The organism is Pseudarthrobacter sp. S9, from assembly GCF_050156545.1.
GTDB lineage: Bacteria > Actinomycetota > Actinomycetes > Actinomycetales > Micrococcaceae > Arthrobacter.
The window spans coordinates 3078831-3099572 of record NZ_CP189576.1; the positions used below are offsets into that span (position 1 = coordinate 3078831).

Consider the following 20742-nt stretch of genomic DNA (forward strand, 5'->3'; position numbering starts at 1 on the left):
TCCCTCCGCCGGCCCGCCCGCGACTGGCAAAGAAAATTACGGGTCGGTAACATTGATGTTTTGGAAGCCGGCCTAAAGGATTTTTGTGTCGAACGAGCGAACCATAGCCATCCCGCCAGGAGCGGAGGCAGGGTTGCCGGCGAGCCGAAAATCCAGCTACCGCCCCGAGGTCCAGGGCCTGCGGGCCCTCGCCGTCCTTATGGTGGTCACTTACCATGTGTGGCTGGGCCGGGTCTCCGGCGGCGTGGACATCTTCCTGCTCATTTCGGCATTCCTCATGACGCTCAGCTTCACGCGGAAAGTCGATAGCGGCAAACCGCTCCGGCTGCTGAGCCATTGGCTGCACCTGCTCAAGCGCCTGCTGCCCGCCGTCGTGGTGGTCGTCCTCGGCGTCCTCGTCGGCACGTGGGCCATCCTTCCGCAAAGCCGCTGGCCCGACATCCTGGACCAGGCCTGGGCGTCCCTGCTGTACCGGCAGAACTGGCTCCTGGCAGACAGCGCCGTCGATTACTACGCGCAGAACCACTCCGGCGCCAGTCCGCTCCAGCACTTCTGGTCGCTGTCCATCCAGGGGCAGGTGTTCCTGCTGTGGCCCCTGGTGTTTGCCGGCGCGGCCTTGCTGCGGCGCCTGCTCCGCCGCTGGACCTCGGTCGGTGACAGGCTGGTGAATTACAGGGCCCTGCTGGCCGCGGCCTTCGGCGCCATCTTCGTTGCGTCCCTGGTGTATTCCATCGACCAGACCGCCGGCAACCAGGCGTACGCCTACTTCGACACCCGCGCCAGGCTCTGGGAATTCGCCCTAGGCTCCCTGCTGGCGCTGGCCCTGCCATTCCTGAAGCCTGGCAAGATCCTGCGGGTGGCGCTGGGCTGGGCCGGCCTTGCCGCCATGCTTTCCTGCGGGCTGCTGCTGACGGTGGACCGCTCCTTCCCCGGGTTCATCGCGCTCTGGCCCACGCTGGCGGCGGCCGCGATCATCGTCGCGGGCCGGAGCGGCAGCCGCTTCGGCGTCGACCGCTTCCTCACTTGGAAGCCCCTCGTAGCGCTGGGGGACAACTCCTACGCGCTCTACCTTTGGCACTGGCCGCTGCTGGTCCTGGCCCTCGCCGGCGCGGGCATCACCTCGCCGAACCTGCTGCAGGGCCTGTGCATAGTCGCCGCGTCCATCGTGCTGGCCGTGCTCACCACGCGCTTCGTGGAGAAGCCGCTGCGCGACTGGCACTGGCCGGAACGCCGCGCCTGGCGCACCGCCGTCGTGATCGTTGCCTGCGGCGCGCTGCTCGCGGGACCTGTCTCCGTGTGGCAGAGCCAACTCCTGGCCGAGGAGGCCGCGGCCGCGTCGCAGCCCAAGGAACTGACCCCCGGGGCGGCCGCCCTGGCGCCGGAGAATGCCGGCAGGCCCACGCCGGACGCGAAAATCATCCCCGCTCCCGCCGCGATGAAGAACGAGTGGGCCGATATCGACGGGCTGTGTGCGGACGGGAACGTCCCGAGCGACCCTTTGCTGCAGGGCTGCCTGCAGAACAGCCGGCCGGACGCCGTCAGCAAGCGGATCGTGGTGCTGGGGGACTCGCATGCCCAGCAGTACATGGCGGCCCTGGGCCCCATCGCGAAGAGCCACGGCTGGGAAGTCATCACGCTCCTGAAGGGCAACTGCCGTTTCGGCGGGGAGTCCCCGGACCGCGACGCGGAGTGCAACGCCTTCAACAAGGCCAGTGCCCAGTACGTCCTGGATCACCACCCTGGCGCCGTCTTCACGGTCGCTTCCCTGACCCTCAAGGATGCCCCCTTCGAAACCGAAGTGCCCCAGTACCTCGAGGGCATCAAGCCCTTCACCGATGCCGGCATGGAAGTGGTCGGCATCCGCGACAACCCGCGCTTCGGCATCAACATGCCTGAATGCGTCCAGAAGAACGGCCCGGACGCGCCGCAGTGCAACGTGCCGCTGCAGGAATCGCTGGCCGGATCCTCGCCGCTGGAAGCGTACCGGGGCAAGGTAGCCGGGCTGCACCTGATGGACATGAGCGATTTCATCTGTGCAGGGGGAACCTGCCCCGCCGTCGTCGGCAACGTGTACGTCTACAAGGACGACAACCACCTGACCAAGACATACGTCCAGACCATGATCCCCATGTTCGAACAAAGCCTGCTCGAGTCCACCGGCTGGAAATGACATGGGCTGCAATGACACCGGCTGCGATGACACCGCGCGAAATGAAACATGCGGGACGCCGTCCCGAATGTTTCAGCTCACATTGCCGCCGCGGAATATGGCGATCGCCGCCAAGGTTCTAGTATTAACCAAACACTTCTGCACGGACCAGACCCGTAATGACTGGCTGGTCATCTGCTGCAACCCCTACCCGTGAAACCCCGTACCCAAGGTAAGAGGCGCACTCATGACCCAGCCCGAACACAATCCCTTCGGCTTCATCGGCCTGACGTATGACGACGTCCTGCTACTGCCCGGCCACACGGATGTGATTCCCTCGGAGGCGGACACGTCTTCCCGGATTTCCAAGCGCATCACGGTCCAGACCCCGCTGCTGTCCGCCGCCATGGACACCGTCACGGAGTCCCGGATGGCCATCGCCATGGCCCGCCAGGGCGGCCTCGGCGTCGTGCACCGCAACCTCTCCGTCGCCGACCAGGCCGACCAGATCGACCGGGTCAAGCGCAGCGAGTCAGGCATGATCACCAACCCCCTGACCATCGGCCCCGAGGCGACGCTGGCGGAACTGGACGAGATCTGCGCCCGGTACCGCGTCTCCGGACTTCCGGTCGTGGACGAGGGCAACAGGCTGCTGGGCATCGTCACCAACCGCGACACCCGCTTCGTTCCCGAGTCGGACTTCCCCCTGCGCCTGGTCAGTGATGTCATGACGAAGATGCCGCTTGTCACCGGGCACGTGGGCATCAGCCGCGATGAAGCGTCGCACAAGCTCGCGACCAACAAGATCGAGAAGCTCCCGCTCGTTGACGAGCAGGGCCGGCTCCGGGGTCTCATCACCACCAAGGACTTCACCAAGGCAGAGCAGTACCCGCTCGCCACCAAGGACGAGGCAGGCCGCCTGCGCGTCGGCGCTGCCATCGGCTTCTTCGGTGACGGCTGGGAGCGTGCCATGACGCTCATCGACGCCGGCGTGGACGCCCTCTTCGTCGACACCGCCAACGGCCACTCCCAGGGCGTGCTGGACATGATCCGCCGGCTGAAGTCGGATCCCGTCGCGGCGCACGTGGACATCATCGGCGGCCAGGCCGCCACCCGCGAAGGCGCCCAGGCGCTCATCGACGCCGGTGCCGACGGCATCAAGGTCGGCGTCGGCCCCGGCTCGATCTGCACCACCCGCGTCGTTGCCGGCGTCGGCGTGCCGCAGATCACGGCCATCTACGAGGCCGCCAAGGCGGCCATCCCCGCCGGCGTCCCGCTGATCGCCGACGGCGGCCTGCAGTACTCGGGCGACATCGGTAAGGCCCTTGTTGCCGGCGCCGACACCGTCATGCTCGGCTCGCTGCTGGCAGGCTGCGACGAGTCCCCGGGAGAGCTGATCTTCGTCAACGGCAAGCAGTTCAAGAGCTACCGCGGCATGGGTTCCCTCGGGGCCATGCAGACCCGCGGCAAGAATACCTCCTACTCCAAGGACCGCTACTTCCAGGCCGACGTCTCCGGCGATGACAAGCTCATCCCGGAAGGCATCGAAGGCCGCGTGGCCTACCGCGGCCCGCTGTCGTCGGTGGCCTACCAGCTCGTGGGCGGCCTCCGCCAGACCATGTTCTACACCGGCGCCCCGACCATCCCCGAGCTCAAGGCCCGCGGCAAGTTCGTCCGGATCACACCGGCCGGGCTGAAGGAATCGCACCCGCACGACATCCAGATGACGGTCGAAGCTCCGAACTACGGTTCGCGCTAGGAGTTCCGCCGGATTGAGCCGGGGTCAACCGCCGGCGTCGGGGTCCGCAACTAGGCTGGAGCTATGTCCGAACTCCTGCCCGTCCGCGAGCCCCGGCGCAAGCTGGCGCTGAGGCCCTACGCGCGGGCGGTGGCGCAAGTGCTGGGGGTCAGTTTCCGCGCCTCTCCCGCGGCCGTCGTCATGAAGGTCGCGGGTTCGCTGATCTCGGCGCTGCTGCCCCTGGTCACCACCTACTTTGCCGCCCTGACCACCACCGCGCTGGCGGCGGCCTATGCGGGTGACGCCGCGGCAGGCCGGCAGGCCATTATCTACGTGGTCATCACGGCAGCGCTGGGGCTGTTCTGGGGGTCCTTCAGCAGTGTGGACCGCTACATCCAGCAGCTCATGAGCTTCCGGGTCGGCGCGATCGTCGGCGATCTGATGTACGAGCGCTTTCTGGCTCTCGACTTCTGGCGCTACGACGACAAGGAAACGGTCGACCTCTATGACCGGGCCAAGCGCTTCTCCGACTCCTATGCCAGGGTCCTGGACCGGATCGCCGCCATCTTCACCCAGCTCGTCTCCGTGATCCTGGCCATCGGCGCGCTGCTGCTGGTCAGCTGGTGGATCGCCGTGATCGTCCTGGTCGCGATCGTCCCCAGCGTCTACCTGCAGTTCAAGCTCTCCCGCGAACAGATCGCGCACTGGAACACCCAGGTCGACTCGCGCCGGCGGCGGCGCATGATCGAGACCAACCTCCTGCGCCCGGAGCACATCGCCGAAATGCGGCTGTACGGGATCGTCGGGTACCTGATGGGGCTGCGCTCCCGGCTGCGGGACGCCGACGAAAAACGCCGGCTGGACTTCCAGAAGCGCTACATCCCCAGACAGCTCGCCGCCGACGCCCTGCAGTACGGCGCCGAAGTCGTGTCGCTGATCTGGGTGGTGGGCCAGATCATCGCCCGGGCGCAGCCGGTCGGGCAGTTCCTGTACGTCCAGCAGATCGTCAGCCGCGCCCTGTCCACGGCCAGCAACCTCGTCTCCTCCCTCAGCTCGATCGACGAGGACCTGGCGAACCTCAAGGACTATGAACTGTTCATGGCCCTCCCCGTGCACTCCCGCCAGGCCCCGCCGCTGCTGCAGGCCCCGAAAACCGTGGAACTGCGGGACATCCGGTTCACCTACACCGGCAGCGAGCTTGAGGTGATCAGGGGCATCTCCCTGACCATCCGGGAAGGCCAGCACATCGCGATCGTGGGGGAGAACGGCGCCGGCAAGTCCACCCTGATCCGGATCCTCGCCGGACTCTACCGGCCCGATTCAGGGCAGGTGCTGCTCGACGGCGTCGACCTCGCCGCCGTCGACGTCACATCCTGGCACCGCCATCTGGCGGTGCTCAGCCAGGAATTCCTCAAGTACGAGTTCGCCACTGCGGCGGAGAATATTTTCTTCGGCGACGTCGAGCCGCCCCGCGATGACGAGCGGATCCGCACGGCCGCCGCGGATGCCGAAGCCCTCGAGTTCATCAACAAGCTGCCGAACGGCCTGGACAACCACGTCAGCAACTGGATGGAGGATCCCCGCGGACGGAAGGGCTCCGGCCTCTCCGGCGGCCAATGGCAGCGCCTGGCGATGGCCCGGAACTTCTACCGGAACGCCACCTTCATGGTGATGGACGAGCCCACCTCCGCGATCGACGCCCTCGCCGAACACAGGATCTTTACGCGGCTCTTCGCGGACCGCGACAGCACCATCATCGCCATCAGCCACCGGCTCGCCACCATCGAGAAGGCCGACGTCGTCTATATGCTGGAGGACGGCCGCATCGTGGAACAGGGCACCCACAAGGAACTCGTGGCCCTGCGCGGCCGGTACTTCCGGATGTTCGAATCTCAGCTCACAGTCGTGGAAACCGGCGATTCCAGCGACTGGGATAACCTAGAGCAGTGACTTACGAGATTGAGATTGGCCGAGGCAAGCGTGGGCGTCGTGCCTACTCCCTGGACGACATTGCGATCGTCCCCAACCGACGTACGCGTGACCCCAAGGACGTATCCGTCTCCTGGCAGATTGATGCCTACAAGTTCGATATGCCGGTGATCGCGGCGCCGATGGATTCGGCCATGTCGCCGGATACCGTCATCGCCCTGGGCCGCCTCGGCGGGCTCGGCGTGCTGGATCTTGAGGGCCTGTGGACCCGCTATGAGGACCCGCAGTCCGTCCTGGACGAGATCGGGGCCCTGGCGGACGAGACCAACAGCCCGGCGGTCACGCGCCGCATGCAGGATCTCTACAAGGCACCGATCCAGCCCGAGCTGATCACGTCGCGGCTCGCCGAAATCCGCACCGCCGGCGTCACGGTGGCCGGATCGCTCACCCCGCAGCGGACCCAGGAACACTACAAGACGGTGGTTGCCGCCGGCGTCGACATCTTCGTGATCCGCGGAACCACGGTCTCGGCCGAGCACGTCTCCAAGGACCACGAGCCGCTGAACCTCAAGCAGTTCATCTACGAACTCGACGTCCCGGTGATTGTCGGCGGAGCCGCCGGCTACACCCCGGCGCTGCACCTCATGCGTACCGGCGCCGCCGGTGTACTGGTCGGCTTCGGCGGCGGCGCCACCACCACCACCCGCCGCGCCCTCGGGATCCACTCGCCGATGGCCTCCGCCATCTCCGACGTCGCCGCAGCGCGGCGAGACTACATGGACGAGTCCGGCGGACGGTACGTGCACGTGATCGCCGACGGCGGCATGGGATCCTCGGGCGACATCGTCAAGGCCATCGCCATGGGCGCCGACGCCGTGATGCTGGGCAGCGCCCTGGCCCGCGCCGAGGAAGCGCCCGGCAAGGGCTGGCACTGGGGCCAGGAAGCGCACCACCTCGAACTTCCCCGCGGCGACAGGGTCAATGTGGGCACCGTCGGTCCGCTCGAGGAGGTCCTGTTCGGGCCCGGCCACCAGACCAACGGCACCTCCAACCTGATCGGTGCGCTGCGCCGTTCGATGGCGACCACCGGCTATTCGGACCTGAAGGAATTCCAGCGGGTCGACGTCGTCGTCTCGCCTTACGCCGGCAACTGAATCACCCCTGCCCATCCGGAGGACTTGGACGTAGTCTGGTGCCCTACGAGGTTTGATCCGGATGGAGGCGTGAAATGAACAGTTTTCCCGGCGGTTCTCCCGTGGCCGGCGGTGCCCTGGGGCCCGCGGAACGCGAAGCTTCAATTGCGGTGCTCAAGGGCACCACGGATCCCGGCAAGGAACTCGACATCCTGATCGTCGGCGGGGGCATCGTCGGCTGCGGCGCGGCCCTGGACGCCGTCACGCGGGGACTGAGCGTGGGCATCGTCGAGGCCAACGACTGGGCCGCCGGCACGTCGTCGCGGTCCTCGAAACTCATCCACGGCGGCCTGCGCTACCTGGAGATGCTCGACTTCGCCCTCGTCAAAGAGGCACTGCATGAGCGCGGTCTCATTCTCTCGGTGCTCGGCCCGCACCTCGCCCGTCCGGTCCCGTTCCTGTACCCGTTGACCAAACCCTTCTTTGAGCGGCCGTACGTGGGCGCCGGGATCGCCTTGTACGACGCCATGTCCGTCACCGGCGGGCATAGCCGCGGGGTGCCGTTCCACAAGCACCTGAGCCGCCGGGGAACCCTGCGCGCCGCGCCGAGCCTCAAGGACGACGCCTTCGTCGGGTCCATCAGGTACTACGACGGCCAGGTGGACGACGCCAAGTACGTCGCGAACCTGGTCCGCACCGCGGCGTTCTATGGCGCCCACGCGGTCACCCAGATGTCCGTGGTGGACTTCCTGCGGGAGGGCGAACGCGTGGTCGGCGCCAAGGTGGTCAACCACGAGGACGGCTCCAGTTTCAACATCCGGGCCAAGCAGGTCATCAACGCCACGGGCGTCTGGACCGACGAGACCCAGGCCATGGTGACCGACCGCGGCCAGCTGAAGGTGCGCGCCTCCAAGGGCATCCACCTCGTGGTGCCCCGTGACCGCATCCAGTCGACCGTGGGGCTGATCCTGCGGACCGAAAAATCCGTGCTCTTCGTCATCCCGTGGGGCCGGCACTGGATCATCGGGACCACGGACACCGACTGGCACCTCGACAAGGCCCACCCCGCGGCCTCCAGCAAGGACATCGACTACCTGCTTGAGCACGTGAACCGCGTCCTCAAGCGCCCGCTCACCCGTGAGGACGTCGAGGGCGTCTATGCCGGGCTGCGTCCGCTCCTGGCCGGGGAAAACGATTCGACCGCCAAGCTCTCCCGGGAACACGTGGTGGCCCACCCCGTGCCGGGTCTCGTGGTGGTGGCCGGAGGCAAGTGGACCACCTACCGGGTCATGGCCAAGGACGCCGTTGACGAGGCCACGCGCAGCATGGACGAGCGCGTCCCGCCCAGCTGCACGGAATCCATTCCGCTGTTGGGCGCCAGCGGCTTCAAGGCCGCCTGGAACAAGCGGAACCGGATGGCGGAAGAGACCGGCGTCCACGTGGCCCGGATCGAACACCTGCTCAACCGCTACGGCTCCATGGCCCCCGAGGTGCTGGCGCTCATTGCAGGGAACCCTGAGCTCGGGGAACCGTTGCCGGGTGCCGATGACTACCTGGCGGCCGAGGCCGTGTATGCCGCCACGCACGAAGGCGCCCGCCATGTGCAGGATGTATTGACCCGCCGCACCCGGATATCGATCGAGTCGTGGGACCGGGGTGTGTCCGCCGCCCCGGTAGTCGCTAAACTGTTGGGGGACGTTCTCGGCTGGAGCGATGCGCAGCGCGAGGGCGAAATCAAGCACTATCTGGCACGGGTCGACGCCGAACGGCTGAGCCAGCAGCAGCCGGACGATGAATCCGCCGACGCCGCACGAATGGGCGTGGAGGACATCGTTCCGCTGCGCTGATCGGCAACGCCGCACCTGCGCCACTTCGAAGGGATACCTCTTGGCGGAACCACTGGACCGGTATGACGCCGAGCTCACCACTCCTGACATGGTGATCCTTGAACTGGACGCCACCGACAAGCTCGATGCCACGTCCCAGCTCGCGGAGCGGCTGTATGCTGCCGGCCGGATTTCCGATCTGCAGGGATTCCTCCAGCACGTCAACGCGCGCGAACATCAGCTGGCCACCGGCCTCCCCGGCGGCGTCGGCCTGCCCCACGCCCGCAGCGAACTGGTCTCCCAGACATCGATTGCCGTCGGCATCACGAAGTACGGCAGGTCCCTGGACTTTGGCGCGGCCGACGGCCCGGCCACCGTCATCCTGCTCATCGCCACGCCGGCGAGCTCCTTCTCCGACCACCTCGAGGTGCTGGCCACACTGGCGCGCTCACTGTCGAAGGAGTCGTTCCGCGAGTCGCTGCGCCGGGCGTATGACCGCGAAGTGATCGCCGAACTCATCAATTCCAGCCTGGTCTTCTTCGACCACTAGCGGACTGGGGCGGGCCCTCGGGGCGGTTTCCGCCCCGTTTCGCTGTTCTACACTGTGACGAAGTACGGTTAAGAGGTGCTGAAAACTGCCCTCAAACCCCGCTGGATCGCAGGCCTCGTGTTTGCGATCGCCATTTCAGGGGTCTTTGTGCTGCTGAGCCAGTGGCAGTTCGGCCGCTCGACGCAGGCGGAGGTCCCGGTCAGCACCACGACCGAGGAGACCAAGCCGCTCACCGGGGTGCTCCAGCCGGGGGATTTCTTCCATGGTTCGGTCGCGGACCAGATGGTCTCCGCCACCGGCAGCTACGACCCGCAAAAGCAGGTTCTCGTCCCGGGCCGCCTCAATGACGGGGCGAAGGGATATTGGATCGTCTCCGCCTTCGCCGTCCGGGATGCCCCGGTCCTGACGGGAGCCGGAGCCACCCCCCAGACCTGGATCCCGGTGGCACGCGCTTGGGTGGCGGATCCGGCGGATGCCGCAGCGCCGCCGTCGGGCACCATTGAACTAACCGGGCGGCTGCTGCCGTCCGAATCCCCGCTGCCGAACACCGACGCCGGCCCCGGCCGCGCCAGCGCAGTCTCCGTGGCGGAACTCATCAACGTCTGGGATGTCAGCAGCTACCCCGGCTTCGTCGCCGCCGCGACCGAGCTGGCGGGCGGCACAGACGTCGGCGCGGCTGCGTCCGGCGGCGACATCAAGCCGCTCCGGATCGGCCCCCAGCCGCCGGCGCCGCAGGTCAACTGGCTGAACCTCTTCTATTCCGTGGAATGGGTTGTGTTCGCCGGCTTCGCCCTGTTCATCTGGTGGCGCCTCGTAAAGGATGACTACCGCCGCGGCCTTGAGGACGCTCACGACGAGGAACAGGCCAGGCAGACGCCCGGTCCCGGCGAAGACCCGCAGCCCACCGAAACCCAGCCAACCGACCCGAGAGTGCAATCATGATCGAGCCCCAGCCCGCCATCCAGCCGCAGTCAACCAACGGCACGGGAACGGCCACCGGCAAGAAGCGCCGCTTCGGCGGCACCGAGGCCCAAATCCGCTCCGCCCTGAAGTTCTACAAGGTGCTCGCCTACCTGACGGGATCGATGCTGCTCCTGCTGTGCGCCGAGCTGATCGTCCGGTACGGCTTCGGCCAGTACCTCCTCGCGGGCGGCACCAATGCTGTCACCGGCCAGCCGTTCGGCCTGGGATTCGCCGACGCCGAGCCGGCGGGGGTCATCGGCGGAATGAACCTGTCCGTCACGGTCCTGATCGTGCACGGCTGGATGTACGTCGTGTACCTCGTATCGAACTTCCGCCTGTGGTCCCTCATGCGCTGGCCGTTCAGCAAGCTCATCATCCTTGCGCTGGGCGGCGTCGTGCCGTTCCTGTCATTCTTCGTGGAGAAGAAGTTCCACGCCGAGGTCGAAGCCGAACTCGCCGCCAACCCGCAGGCACCGCAGCGCTACTGAGCGGGCGCTACGGAGGGGCGGCCCGCCGTCGTCCGCGTGTGAGTTCGCTTACCCCGGAGTCTGTTTCGGCGCCTGGGCCGGGTTCTCAATGTGCGGCGGGTGGCGGCGCAAAGTAGGCTAGGACGGTGACTACTCCCACTGCATCCCAGACGTCCCACAGGCCGGTGCTGGTTGTTGACTACGGTGCCCAGTACGCGCAGCTGATTGCCCGCCGCGTCCGGGAAGCGAATGTGTATTCGGAAGTGGTTCCGCATACCTACAGCACCGAGCAGCTGCTGGCCAAGAACCCCGCCGCCATCATCCTCTCCGGCGGCCCCGCAAGCGTCTACGCCGAGGGTGCCCCGAGCGTGGGTGCCGACCTCTTCGAGGCCGGCGTCCCGGTCTTCGGAATCTGCTACGGCTTCCAGGCCATGGCCAACGCCCTTGGTGGCAAGGTGGCCCAGACCGGACTCCGCGAGTACGGCGCGACCGAGACCACCACCATCGGCGAAGGCCGTTCCATCCTGGCGGGCATGCCCCAGCACCAGAGCACCTGGATGAGCCACGGCGACTCCGTCCACGAGGCCCCGGCGGGCTTCGAGGTCCTCGCGACGACGGCGGGCGCCGACGTCGCCGCCTTCGCCAACGAGGAAAAGCGCCTCTACGGCGTGCAGTGGCACCCCGAGGTGAAGCACTCGGCCTACGGCCAGGAGGTCCTGGAGAACTTTCTATTCAAGGGCGCCAGGCTGGAACCGAACTGGACCACGGGCAACATCCTTGAGGAGCAGGTCGAGCGGATCCGCGAGCAGATCGGCGGCGCCCGGGTCATCTGCGGCCTGTCCGGCGGCGTCGATTCCGCCGTGGCCGCGGCCCTGGTCCAGCGCGCCGTCGGCGATCAGCTGACCTGTGTCTTCGTGGACCACGGGCTGCTGCGCGAGGGCGAAGCCGAACAGGTGGAACGCGACTTCGTGGCTGCCACCGGCGTCAAGCTGTATGTCGCCAACGAGCAGGAGCGCTTCCAGAGCGCACTGGCCGGCGTCAGCGACCCCGAGACCAAACGCAAGATCATCGGCCGCGAATTCATACGCGCCTTCGAGGAAGCGGAACTGGCGATCATCGCCGAGGCAGCCGCGCACGGCGAGAAGATCAAGTTCCTGGTCCAGGGCACCCTGTACCCCGATGTCGTCGAATCCGGCGGCGGCGAAGGTGCGGCCAACATCAAGAGCCACCACAACGTGGGCGGCCTGCCGGAAGACCTGCAGTTCGAACTCGTCGAACCCCTCCGCGCCCTGTTCAAGGACGAGGTCCGCGCCGTCGGTGCGCAGCTCGGCCTGCCGCAGGAAATCGTCGGACGCCAGCCGTTCCCCGGGCCGGGCCTCGGCATCCGGATCGTCGGCGAGGTCACCAAGGAGCGCCTGGACCTGCTGCGCAAGGCGGATGCCATCGCCCGCGCGGAGCTGACCGCGGCCGGACTGGACAACGAAGTGTGGCAGATGCCAGTCGTGCTGCTGGCGGACGTCCGCAGCGTCGGCGTCCAGGGCGATGGCCGCACTTACGGCCACCCGATCGTGCTGCGCCCCGTGTCCTCCGAGGACGCCATGACGGCGGACTGGTCACGGCTGCCCTACGACCTGCTGGCCCGGATTTCCAACCGGATCACTAATGAAGTGGACGGGGTCAACCGCGTGGTGCTGGACGTGACCAGCAAGCCGCCGGGAACTATCGAGTGGGAATAGCATTGTGAATGGCCGGCCTCCTTTCGAGGCCGGCCATTTCAATTTATTCAGGTTCGTTTTGTTCAGGTGAATTTTTAGGCCATTTAGGGTCCAATTTGGCGCATGCCAGTGTTGCGGCCCTTCACAGGCGGCGGTTTCGGGCTACCCTCGAAAGCATGCCGGTATGGTCCAGGGCGTCGCGCGCGAGCACAGAAGGCGCGAGCCCAGAATATGCGAGCAGAAGAACCGCGAGCACAGAAAAGAAGGCAGCAGTGTCAGTTGGTCAAGGCCACCCCGAGGGCTCCGAGGAGTTCAGGAAATGGCTGTCGGGGCTCAAGCCCGTCACCGGAGCAGATACGATGCTGCGCTTCACCAAGACGCCCGAAGGCTCCATTGACCTGACCCACGCCCATCCGTCCGGGCTAGCCCAGATGATGGCGGGCCGGCGCACCCGGCTCTCCACCCTGATCCGTGACCGCCAGCAGTATGTCGTGGCGGCCCGGGCCTCGCGCAACCTGCGCTCCAAGATCTTCGAACTCGCCAACGACCGCGGCATCGACGCGGGCTACTTCTCGGCCGGAACCGTCGTCTGGACGTCCGCCGTCGGGGGCAAGCCGCAACGGGTCTCGGCTCCGGTCATGCTCACCGCCATTTCCCTCACGGTCCGCCCCGGCGAGGATGACTACGAACTACAGCTGACCGAACAGGCGCAGATAAACCCGGCCCTGATCCGCCACCTCAAGTCCGTCCACGGGATCGTCTTCGATGTCAATGCCGTGACCCGGATGGCGTACAGCACCGCCCGCTATGACCCCCAGCCGGTCCTGGACCGCCTCAGCACGCTCGTCAAGCCGATCCACGGCGCCGAGGTGGAACACAATCTCCTCGTCTCCACCTTCGCGGACTTGTCGGGCAACCTGGACGATCCATGGATCAACCAGAACAACGCGCTCGTGACGGCGCTGAGCCGTGCCGCCGCCGGGGAACCCGTCGAGGCGCCAGAGCTCAAGGCCGGCCGCTTCCCCAGCACCGATGAGCGCGACCCCGCGGACGAGCTGTTGCTGCTCGACGCCGACACGGACCAGCAGTACGTCGTGGACGCCGTCCGGGCGGGGGACTCGCTGGTGGTCAGCAGCCCGCCGGGCACAGGCCAGACCCAGACTGCCATCAACAGCATCGGCGCCCTCGTGGATGAAGGCAAGACCGTGCTGGTGGTGGGGGACAGGCGCGCCAGCCTCGGCGAGATCTCCGCCCAGCTGGACACCCTCGGACTCGATTCCGTGCTCTTCCAGCTCACCGGCAACGCGAGCCCGCTGCAGCTCAAGGGCCAGCTGGTCCGTGCGATCGTCCGCAACGAAAAGTCGCTCCAGCCCCAGCTGGCCAACCTGCACGCGACCCTGACCAGTCACCGCCACGCCCTGATGGACCACGTCGCCTCGCTGCACAACGTCCGCCAGCGCTGGGGCTGCTCCCCGTACGAGGCCATGCAGTCGCTGGCCGAGCTGACCTCCATCCAGCCGGCACCGGCCACCACAGTCCGGCTCAAGCGCAGCGTGCTGGACAATATCCGGGACCGCGAGGAACTGGCCGGAAGGCTCCGCCGGGCTGCCGAACTGGGCAGCTTCAGCCGCGCCTCCACGACCAGCCCGTGGCACGGGGCCCGGCTCCTGACGCGGAAGGAAACGCAGGAGGCACAGCAGGTGGCCCGGTCCGTGGCAGAGAAGCTGCCGCTGCTGCGCGAGCGCATGGACGGCGTCGCCGAACACGCCGAAATCCGCCTCGGCGATACCTTCGCCGAGTGGGGAGACCAGATCGAACTCCTCGTCGCGGTGCGCGAAAGCCTGGACAAGTTCACGCCGGACATTTTTGACAGACCGGTCCATGACCTCCTCTCCGCCACGGCGTCCTCCTCCTGGCGGCGTGAACGGAACATCGAGATGCCGTCGATGCAGCGCTCCCGCTTGCGCCGAGTGGCCAAGGAATATGTCCGGCCCGGAGTGCACATCGCCGATCTGCACAGCTCGCTCGTCCTCGTCCAGGAGCAGCGGGCAGCGTGGTCCGGCTACGCGACGACGCAGCGCCACCCGGCCGTACCCTCCGGTCTCGCGGAAATCACCGCCCTCTACCGCGAGCTGGAGTCGGAACTGGCGGAACTGGGACAGGCCGTCAAACATACCGCCGCCGGCGGCGAACTGCATGGCACGCCCTACGAAGAACTGATGGGACGCCTGCAGCGGCTCGTTGCCGACACCGGGACGCTGGAGACCCTACCGGAGCGGACGCTCCTCGTGGAGAACATGCGCGAGCACGGCCTGGGCGAGCTGCTCGCCGACCTGGCCGAGCGCGAGGTGCCCGAGGGGTCCGTGGCGGCCGAGCTGGAGCTGGCCTGGTGGCAGTCGGCCCTGGAAGCCATGATCAGCGGCGACGACTACCTCGCCATGTCCGACGGCGACGCCCTGCGCCAGCTCGAAGCGGAGTACCGCCTCGCGGACAACGCCCACATCGCCAGCGGCGGGGCCCGCCTGCGGTGGAATCTTTCCGAACGCTGGCGTGCGGCCATCGAGGAGCACCCGCGCCAGGCAGACCTGCTGCGCAGCCTGCTGAAGGACGGCCGCGTGACCCTGGCCGCGCTGACGGCCCAGGCACCGGAGCTGCTGCCCGTGCTTGTGCCCGTGTGGTCGGTCAGTCCCTACCTCATGACGGGTCTTTTGCCGGTGGAGCAGAAGTTCGACGCCGTCGTGATCCTGGACGCGGAGGCGACCTCCCTGCAGGCCGTCCTCCCGGCAATCGCCCGCGCCAGGCAGGTCATTGCCTTCGGCGATGACAGGATCTCGAGCCCCCGCGCCTTCAGCGTCGGCGTGGAGCGACTCGCCGCCGGCGAGAGCTCCTACCAGGGTGTCGAGAGCGCCTACCTGGCCCTCTCTGCCGTGCTGCCGGTCTCGAACCTGAGGACCGTCTACCGCGCGGTCGACGAAGACCTCGTGCGCCAGCTCAGCAAGGGCTTCTACGACGGCGGGCTCCGCCGGCTTCCGGAAGGACAGTCCGCCACCGGCCTTGACCGGGCCCTGACCGTGGAATACCTGCCCGACGGGACAGGACTGCCCAGCGCTGACCATGACGGCGTCGAGTCGGTTGTGGCCGAAGTGAACCGTGCGGTGGAGCTTGTCTTCGAACACGCGAGGCTCCGGCCCAGGACATCGCTGGCGGTCGTCACCGGCAGCCTCCGCCACGCTGCCCGGATCGGCGAATCTATCCGGTTGCAGCTGCCCAACTACCCCCTGCTCGCCGGCTTCTTCACCGCCGGGGACGAATCCTTCCGGGTGGTGGATCTCGAACGGGCCCAGGGCCTAGTCCGCGATCACGTCATCTTCTCCCCGGGCTACGGCCGTACTCCCCACGGGCGGGCGCTCCACAGCCTGGGCCCGCTCTCCGCCGACGGCGGACGCGCCAAATTCGCCCTCGCGATGACTCGTTCCCGCCGGTCCCTGCACGTGCTCAGCTGCTTCCGTCCCGAAGACCTGGACGTCACCCGCCTCAGCCACGGTGCCGTGGACTTCTACGAACTGCTGGACCGCGAGATCGCGGGCAACTCCGATCTGGGCAGCCCCGCGTCGCGGGCCGCCGCCAGCGAACAGGCGCTCGGCGCCGACCCGCTCGTGGCCGACCTGGGCGACCGGCTCCGCGCCCGCGGCGCGAGGGTCTGGCACCAGTACGACGGCGTCCTCAACATGGTCGCGGCCGCGGACCCGCTGACCACTATCGGCCAGGACGACGCCGAGATCCCCCGGCCCGTGGCCATCGAGTCCGACGGTACAGAGCAGTACCGGCGGATGACCGTCCGCGAACGGAGCAGGCTCCGGCCGCAACTGCTGGAGCGACTGGGCTGGCGCTACATGCCACTATGGACCATAGAGGTATTCACCGACCCTTCGGCCTGCGCCGATCGTATCGGCGGATATCTGGGGCTGGAGAAGCCCGCCGTATCCCGCAGGATGCGGACCTCGCAGGGGTTCTTCGATGACGACATCGAGAACCTGACGGACAACGATGCGCGGGCCTCGGACGCCCGGGCATCCTCAGTGCAGGACGCGGACACCCCGGCCTCCTCGGCCCGGGCGGCGCCGGCGCAGCAGTCGTCGTCGATGACACCCGCGGGGTGGCCGGACAGCGGGCGCCAGCAAGGAACAGTAACGGGCAGTAAGGAGACCGGCGGCATGAGTGCAGACGGCGAGAACAACAACAGCGGCACCGGCGAGCACGTCGGCGAAGAGAACGACGCACTCGGGCAGGAAGCACCTGCCCGGCAGCCGGGGCAGGAATCGCCTGCTCAGGAACCCCAACAGACGCCGGCGAGCGTGACCGTACCCGGCGGGGCGCTGCCGAACGACGTGTTGCCCAACAAGGCCGCGGAGGATGATCCCCGGCGCTGGGGTGACCAGCCGAACAGCTACGACCACGACGCCTGGCTCCAGGAACAGAAGCCCCCGCACTGGGGCTGAGGGCGCTAGCTCATGAGGGCTGTAGCTCAGCACCGAGTGGGCGGCCCCGGCCGGGCCTGGCCGCCGCAGCCAACCGGTAGCTGCCCGGGAGCCGGCCACGGCGCGTGCCTTCAGGCTCAGCCGGGGGCGGCTCGCACGAGCACGAAGAACAGCTTGCCCTGGGTGGACGAGCCGGCCAGCCTCCCTGCCTGATCAGCGGCGGCTGCAACGACTATGAGTCCGTCCGTGTCGCCGGTCGCCAGCCACTGACCTGCCTTGCCGCCCTGTGCCGAGGTCCACAGCACTGGAACAGCCTCGGCCAGGACCTGGGACTCTGCAAGCTGTTCGAAGCCGTTGCCGCCCGTCAACACCACATTGACGAGCTGCCCGGGGGAGATCAGCTGGATGGAGGCCGGATCTGCCATCCTGAGTGGTACGGCGGCCGAGCCGGGCGGGCTGCCCGCCAGCAGGCCGGGACCCAGGAGCTGGGAGTCCGTGAGCAGTTGGCCTTTTCGCAGCGCCACGGCCAGCTGTTTCCCGCGGAGTCCGGACTCGCTGCTGAAGCTGCCGCCTGGTACCAGGCCGGGCGGAACGCTGACCCTTGCGACATCACCCGGTTCCAGCGTCCTTCCGGCGGGAAGATCCGCCGCCGCGGCGAAGGCATCCACGGTGTCGGCAGGGGCCTGGGTGAGTTGCTGCACTGCCAGTCCTGCCGCGACGCTGAGCAGGAGGGCGACCGCCAGCCGCCGATTCCGGTTCAGCCAGCCGGTCAGGCGGCGGTGCGGCGGACGGCCGTCTTGCTTCCTGGATCGAGGCGGGCTCCCGGAGCCGGGCCGGGTCCGGGAGGAGCGGCCGCCCGCGGAAAACATGGCACTACGGAAAACAGCATGAGGAAACTGCTCGGGGACGAAGCCCGAGGGGAGCCGAACAAGATATGGGAACGGGGCCATGCCGCCACGCTACGGATCGGCGTGGCGCAGGGGCAGTCGCCGGGAGCCCTATGTGGATAACGCAGTGCTCGCCGGCCGAAGCCGGCAGGCGAAGGGAGCCTAGCTGGCGGCGGCTGCGGCGGCGGGTGCTGGCGTGGGGGCGGCGGCGGGCGCGGGGGACACCGTGCTGCCCTTGGCGTCACGGGAGTCGGTCCGGTAGAAGCCGGAACCCTTGAACACAACGCCGACGCTGTTGAACTTCTTGCGCAGGGCCCCCTGGCACTCAGGGCAGGACGTCAGGGAGCTGTCGGTGAACGACTGCACAATCTCGAAGGCGTGGCTGCAGTCCTTGCAGGCGTATGCATACGTGGGCACTGGAAATCCTCCTCTGGGACAAACGAGCAGGTCCCGTGCTGTCGAGTCGGGATCACTGTCGATATGTCTATCGACGGCTTCCGTCCCTTAGCAGTCGCAGGGCCTGACTGCCAATTCTATCACCCCGCCTACGGGGCCTCAGCCCAGCCGGATCAGGCCGCCCGGCGTCAGGGCGGAGGAAACCCTCCGGTCGAAAGACTCGGCGGCAATGCTGCCGGCCGGCAGCACCTCGGCGTCGTAGACGACGGCGGCGGTCGGCAACGGCCCGGCGTCGTACGGCTGGCCATGCGCCGGAAGGACGGCCGCCAGGGCGGCCAGGAACTTGTCGTAGTAGCCGCCGCCCTGGCCGACCCTGTTGCCGGAGAGGTCGACGGCGGTAGCGGGCAGGAAGATGCCGGTGGCGTGCCGCATGACCTCAGTCCCGTGGCGTTCCCCGGCAGGTTCCTGGATCGGGGCGTAGCGGCTGCGGACAAACTCGGACTGCGGAGTCCAGTACACCCAGCTGAGCTCAAGCCCATGCTCGCAGACCGGCAGCAGCACCCTGTGTCCGGCGCCGTGCAGGGCCGCAAGCAGGGGGAGGGTCGGCGGTTCGGACCCCACGCCGAGGTACACGGCGAAGATCCCCGCCTGTCCGTCTGCCAGTCCGGTTGCCCACTGAAGTCCGTGGCGGGCGATCCCTGCAGCGGCTGCGTCCAATGCGGCCTGCGGGAGGGCGGCACGCCTGACCCTGTGGCTGGACCGTATCTCTTCCTTTGACGCCATGCTGGCCCGTCCCTCCACCTGTTGCAGCCGGGGAGATAGCCTTCCGGGCGGCTCGAATGATTACCGAATGATTGGTACCTCCGTTAGATTAGTCGAGTGACTACACCAATCGCCTCCGTCCGCAAGGCCGTCATCCCCGCAGCGGGCCTCGGCACCAGGTTCCTTCCCGCCACCAAGGCCATGCCCAAGGAAATGCTGCCTGTGGTCGACAAACCCGCCATCCAGTACGTCGTCGAGGAAGCCGTAAACGTCGGCCTGAACGACATCCTCATGATCACAGGCCGCAACAAGCGCGCGCTCGAGGACCACTTCGACCGCGTTCCGACCCTGGAAGCGACCCTGCAGGCCAAGGGGGACACCGCCAAGCTGGAGTCGATCCAGGCTGCCAGCAACCTCGGGGACATCCACTACGTCCGCCAGGGCGATCCCCTGGGCCTTGGCCACGCCGTCCTGCGGGCGAAGCAGCACGTCGGGTACGAACCGTTCGCCGTGCTCCTGGGCGATGACCTCATCGATGCCCGCGATGAACTGCTCAGCACGATGATCGAGGTCCAGGCGAAGACCGGCGGCTCGGTGGTCGCCCTGATCGAGGTGGACCCTTCCCAGATCAGTGCGTACGGCTGCGCCGACGTCGAAGTGATCACCGGCGAGGAGTACGTCCGCATCAAGCAACTCGTTGAGAAGCCCGACGTCGAGGATGCCCCGTCAAACCTCGCCGTCATCGGCCGCTATGTCCTGCACCCGGCCGTGTTTGACGTGCTGGAACGCACCCAGCCCGGCCGCGGCGGAGAAATCCAGCTCACGGACGCGCTGCAGGAACTCTCGGCTGGAACCGGCGAGGGCTACGGCGTGTACGGCGTCGTCTTCCGGGGCCGCCGCTACGACACCGGCGACAAGCTCAGCTACCTCAAGGCCTGTGTCCAGCTCGCCTGCGACAGCGAGGACCTGGGTCCGGGGCTGCGTGAATGGCTGCCCGGCTTCACCGCCAGCCTGAACTCCAGCCTCACCGCCAGCCTTACCAAGTAACTTCGGTGGGGGGCAGTTTCAACTGGCCGGTGACGCTGGAGTGCGGCGACATCGTGTTGCGCCCGATCCGGTACCGGGACCGCAAGGAGTGGACCGTGCTCCGCTCGCGCAACAGCGAGTGGCTGGCCCCCTGGGAAGCATCCAACCCCGTTGCCGGCGGCGGCCTGCCGGACTACCGGCAGATGGTGCGGTCCCTGAAGGTCCAGGCCGCACAGGCCACGGCGCTGCCCTTCGTCATCACGGCATGGACGCCAGATCATCAGGCGCCCGTGATCGTGGGCCAGTTGACGGTGTCATCGATCGTGTGGGGATCGGCCATGATGGCAACGCTCGGCTACTGGGTGGACAAGGAGCGGGCCGGCCAGGGGATCGCCCCGACCGCGGTGGCGATGGCAACGGACTACTGCTTCGGTACGCTGGGCCTGCACCGCATGGAGATCAACATCAGGCCCGAAAACGGGCCCAGCCTGCGCGTCGTGGAAAAACTCGGATTCCGGGACGAAGGCTACCGGCCGCGCTTCCTGCACATCAACGGCGAATGGGCCGATCACCGCACCTTCGCGCTGACGTCCGAGGAAGTGCCCGAGGGCCTTCTGGCAAGGTGGCTCAGCAACCGTCCGGTATGAGGGCCTGACCCGTGGCTGACCAGCCTTGACGTCATAAATCCAGTCAATGGCCGGTTGCCGCGCGACACACCGCGGA

15 protein-coding genes are annotated in these 20742 nt (G+C 67.5%); 12 read left to right on the forward strand and 3 right to left on the reverse strand.

The features are described from left to right. The first annotated feature begins 85 nt into the window (after window positions 1-85). From ACQCSY_RS14760 to ACQCSY_RS14805, 10 genes are all read left to right on the forward strand, one after another. A complete protein-coding gene (locus ACQCSY_RS14760; RefSeq protein ID WP_427129886.1) occupies window positions 86-2170 on the forward strand; it encodes an acyltransferase family protein in 2085 nt (694 codons plus the stop codon). A 226-nt stretch (window positions 2171-2396) separates the two neighbouring features. Continuing rightward, window positions 2397-3908 (forward strand): IMP dehydrogenase, encoded by a 1512-nt coding sequence (gene guaB, locus ACQCSY_RS14765; RefSeq protein ID WP_427129887.1) that lies wholly within the window; start codon window positions 2397-2399, stop codon window positions 3906-3908. A gap of 63 nt (window positions 3909-3971) precedes the next feature. Beyond that, complete coding sequence (locus ACQCSY_RS14770) at window positions 3972-5837, forward strand: ABC transporter ATP-binding protein (RefSeq protein WP_427129889.1); 1866 nt, start codon at window positions 3972-3974, stop codon at window positions 5835-5837. Further along, complete coding sequence (locus ACQCSY_RS14775) at window positions 5834-6970, forward strand: GuaB3 family IMP dehydrogenase-related protein (protein WP_427129890.1); 1137 nt, start codon at window positions 5834-5836, stop codon at window positions 6968-6970. Before ACQCSY_RS14770 ends, ACQCSY_RS14775 begins: the two co-directional genes overlap by 4 nt. Before the next feature lie 74 nt (window positions 6971-7044). After that, window positions 7045-8796, forward strand: a complete 1752-nt coding sequence (locus tag ACQCSY_RS14780) for a glycerol-3-phosphate dehydrogenase/oxidase (RefSeq protein WP_427129891.1) — start codon at window positions 7045-7047, stop codon at window positions 8794-8796. A 40-nt stretch (window positions 8797-8836) separates the two neighbouring features. Then, on the forward strand, window positions 8837-9325 hold the full coding sequence (locus ACQCSY_RS14785; RefSeq protein WP_427129892.1) for a PTS sugar transporter subunit IIA: 489 nt from the start codon (window positions 8837-8839) through the stop codon (window positions 9323-9325). A gap of 75 nt (window positions 9326-9400) precedes the next feature. After that, entirely contained in the window at window positions 9401-10267 is an 867-nt protein-coding gene (locus tag ACQCSY_RS14790; RefSeq protein WP_427129894.1) for an SURF1 family protein, read from the forward strand. Next, on the forward strand, window positions 10264-10776 hold the full coding sequence (locus ACQCSY_RS14795; RefSeq protein WP_427129896.1) for a DUF3817 domain-containing protein: 513 nt from the start codon (window positions 10264-10266) through the stop codon (window positions 10774-10776). Before ACQCSY_RS14790 ends, ACQCSY_RS14795 begins: the two co-directional genes overlap by 4 nt. 125 nt (window positions 10777-10901) lie before the next feature. Then, complete coding sequence (guaA, locus tag ACQCSY_RS14800; protein ID WP_427129898.1) at window positions 10902-12491, forward strand: glutamine-hydrolyzing GMP synthase; 1590 nt, start codon at window positions 10902-10904, stop codon at window positions 12489-12491. Between the two features lie 251 nt (window positions 12492-12742). Continuing rightward, window positions 12743-16969, forward strand: coding sequence for an AAA family ATPase (locus ACQCSY_RS14805; protein WP_427129900.1), 4227 nt, complete (start codon window positions 12743-12745; stop codon window positions 16967-16969). Window positions 16970-17085: 116 nt separating this feature from the next. Here the strand turns inward: ACQCSY_RS14805 and ACQCSY_RS14810 are convergent, their stop codons facing one another. The 3 genes from ACQCSY_RS14810 to ACQCSY_RS14820 form a co-directional block, all read right to left on the reverse strand. Further along, entirely contained in the window at window positions 17086-17817 is a 732-nt protein-coding gene (locus ACQCSY_RS14810) for an RcpC/CpaB family pilus assembly protein (RefSeq protein ID WP_427129902.1), read from the reverse strand. Between the two features lie 180 nt (window positions 17818-17997). Further along, window positions 17998-18252, reverse strand: a complete 255-nt coding sequence (locus ACQCSY_RS14815) for an FmdB family zinc ribbon protein (protein WP_427129904.1) — start codon at window positions 18250-18252, stop codon at window positions 17998-18000. 138 nt (window positions 18253-18390) lie between these two features. Further along, a complete protein-coding gene (locus ACQCSY_RS14820; RefSeq protein WP_427129906.1) occupies window positions 18391-19014 on the reverse strand; it encodes a 5-formyltetrahydrofolate cyclo-ligase in 624 nt (207 codons plus the stop codon). 96 nt (window positions 19015-19110) lie between these two features. Here ACQCSY_RS14820 and galU point away from each other — a divergent pair, with 96 nt between their 5' ends. Then, complete coding sequence (gene galU, locus ACQCSY_RS14825) at window positions 19111-20040, forward strand: UTP--glucose-1-phosphate uridylyltransferase GalU (protein WP_427129908.1); 930 nt, start codon at window positions 19111-19113, stop codon at window positions 20038-20040. Window positions 20041-20045: 5 nt separating this feature from the next. After that, window positions 20046-20666: a GNAT family N-acetyltransferase gene (locus tag ACQCSY_RS14830; RefSeq protein ID WP_427129909.1), complete on the forward strand. Its 621-nt coding sequence runs from the start codon at window positions 20046-20048 to the stop codon at window positions 20664-20666. The last annotated feature ends 76 nt before the right edge of the window (window positions 20667-20742 follow it).

Bases quoted from the DNA above. Each gene is read 5' to 3' on its own strand.
- guaB (WP_427129887.1), top strand. From the start codon at position 2,397: ATGACCCAGCCCGAACACAATCCCTTCGGCTTCATCGGCCTGACGTAT.
- ACQCSY_RS14820 (WP_427129906.1), bottom strand. From the start codon at position 19,014: ATGGCGTCAAAGGAAGAGATACGGTCCAGCCACAGGGTCAGGCGTGCC.
- ACQCSY_RS14810 (WP_427129902.1), bottom strand. From the start codon at position 17,817: ATGTTTTCCGCGGGCGGCCGCTCCTCCCGGACCCGGCCCGGCTCCGGG.
- ACQCSY_RS14770 (WP_427129889.1), top strand. From the start codon at position 3,972: ATGTCCGAACTCCTGCCCGTCCGCGAGCCCCGGCGCAAGCTGGCGCTG.
- ACQCSY_RS14780 (WP_427129891.1), top strand. From the start codon at position 7,045: ATGAACAGTTTTCCCGGCGGTTCTCCCGTGGCCGGCGGTGCCCTGGGG.
- ACQCSY_RS14795 (WP_427129896.1), top strand. From the start codon at position 10,264: ATGATCGAGCCCCAGCCCGCCATCCAGCCGCAGTCAACCAACGGCACG.